This is a genomic window from Actinoplanes sp. ATCC 53533, from assembly GCF_003947245.1.
Genome location: NZ_QHHV01000596.1, coordinates 1 through 777, shown reverse-complemented (window position 1 = coordinate 777; position 777 = coordinate 1). Strand labels below are relative to the sequence as shown.

At 67.2% G+C, this 777-nt stretch carries 1 protein-coding gene; it reads left to right on the top strand.

The genetic code is table 11. The features are described 5' to 3' along the window. Positions 1 to 23 precede the first annotated feature (23 nt). Positions 24 to 777, top strand: a 754-nt coding sequence (locus DMB66_RS60210; RefSeq protein ID WP_233625640.1) for an RICIN domain-containing protein, incomplete at its 3' end; no start/stop codon positions are given.

Here is a 777-nt window from a genome sequence, read left to right as displayed (position 1 = left end):
CGGTCGCGGCGCAGCGCTGGGATGTGGACCTCTCGGTCATCGTCGACGAAGAGATCACGCCGGTCTACCGGCTCCGCAACGAGCAGACCGGTCTCTGCCTCGCCCGCGCCGCCCAGAACGTCAACAACGCTGCGGTGACGGCCGTGACCTGCAACCAGAACAGCGTTCAGCAGATGTGGACCGTGCCGACGGGCGGTGCGTTCACCGGCATCAACCTGCAGAGCATCGCCGACTACCGCTGCCTCGACCTACGTGGCGGTGCCACCACCTCGGGCGCGGCGCTGAGGGTGAGCAACTGCGTGACGGACTGGTCCATCGACGACTGGTACCAGCGTTGGCGGCTGCGGTACAGCGCTTGGCACTGCGATCGGTACAGCAACAGCCGGCTTCTCACCGGGCTGTGCGTCGACACCGGTTCCCAGCCGATGTTCGGCGCGTTCGGCACCTGGCGCAACGTCGGGATCTCCTTCGGCGCGGATGCGGCCACGCTGCCGAACACGGTGAACAACTTCCTGGAGGTCAGCAGCCGCAACGGCCAGAACGGTGACGACGCCGCCGACGGGGTGGAGTTTGGCCTGCACGCCTCCTACAACGCCGACGAGGGGGTGCAGGAGTACTTCCCGTACTGGGTGGAGTGGGGCCAGGGCACCGAGGAGTACCACGGCCTGTCCGGTGTCGGCGGCGGCGACGCGAACGGGCGCGTGCACAGCTACATCGTCCTGGCCAACGACAGCGGCGAGTGGGACATCCTCTACGACTTCAACACCGTCGGCACAA